General features: G+C 61.1%; 1 protein-coding gene. It reads right to left on the reverse strand.

Annotation, left to right across the window (positions count from 1 at the left end; translation table 11 throughout):
* Positions 1-117: 117 nt before the first annotated feature.
* Entirely contained in the window at positions 118-1,182 is a 1,065-nt protein-coding gene (locus PIB16_RS26625; protein WP_065657049.1) for an IS5 family transposase, read from the reverse strand.
* Positions 1,183-1,261 lie beyond the last annotated feature (79 nt).

Here is a 1,261-nt window from a genome sequence, read left to right on the forward strand (position 1 = left end):
CGGGACCCGTTGCAATATCCGCCGCCTTGCCCTTTCTGGACATTTTGGAAGCGTATCACCCGCCCGCCTTTGTGTGAGGCGGGCTTTTTCGTGGTCTTGAGGGTGGTTTGGGTGATTTCAGGCGCGGTGAGGCCTTGTCGGCGTCGTCAATGTCACCCAGCGGCGCATGTTGAAAGCCATGGCCGCCAGCAGCACCTGTGCGCTGGCCTTGATCAGCCCACGGTAGCGGATCACGCCAAGCCCCATGCGGTTCTTCAGCGTGGCGAACGTCGTTTCGACGGCAGCCCGGCGTTTCGATATCAAAAGATTGAGCCGCGCAAGACGCGGCGACAGGACGCGGTGATGCCGGTTCGGCCGGCGCATCAACCGCGGCTTGATGCCTTTCGCCTTCAAGGCTTTCTCCCGCATGTGCGTATGATATGCCCCATCCGCCAGAACGCAGGCCTCATCGCCGACGATCAGTCGATCGGCGACGACCGTATCGTTCACATTGGCTGGTGTGGTGATGATCTTGCGGATCATGCCGGAACCTTCATCGACACCGACATGCGCCTTGTAGCCATAGGACGAGCCGTGCTTGCCCGCATGCCGGACAAAACGGGCATCCGGATCGACTGCCTGCTCGCCACACCCGGCTGAACCAGGATGATCAGGATTTTCGGGCTTGCGCCCATCTGCAAATCCAGCACCCGCATCGAGGTCGCCATTGCGCCCGCTCGGGGGCCGGGCCGCCGTCGTTTCGATGATCGTCGCATCCAGCATCGTGCCGCGCCGCAGGATCAGGCCGGCGGCATCGAGCTGCCGGTCGAGTTCTCCAAACAACTTCTCCAGCAGACCTGCGTCAATCAGCAGGTTACGGAAACGGCAAAGCGTGGAATGATCCGGAACGGCCTCCTCAAGCGTCAGGCCGACGAAGCGTTTGAACGACAGCCGGTCGCCCAGCGCTTCCTCGAGCTCCATGTCGGAAAGCCCGTAGAGCGACTGCAACAGCAGAGCCTTGAACATCACCAGCGGTTTATAGGCCGGACGCCCGGCGCCTTTGTCATCGCGAAGACGCGACAGGAGCTTCTCGAACCGATACCACTTCACAACGCTCGACAACCGTTCCAGCCGACCGGAACCCTTCGCCTGCGGCATCAGCGCCTCAACGAAACTGAACTGCCTGTTGTCCCGAACCGACATCGCAACCTCTCCGTCATCGCGACAGGAGTGAATCACAATCGTGGGATTTTGCAACGGGCTCCGGCGGGGAGAAGAAATA

Source organism: Agrobacterium sp. ST15.13.015 (assembly GCF_027871645.1).
GTDB classification, from domain to species: Bacteria; Pseudomonadota; Alphaproteobacteria; order Rhizobiales; family Rhizobiaceae; genus Agrobacterium; species Agrobacterium leguminum.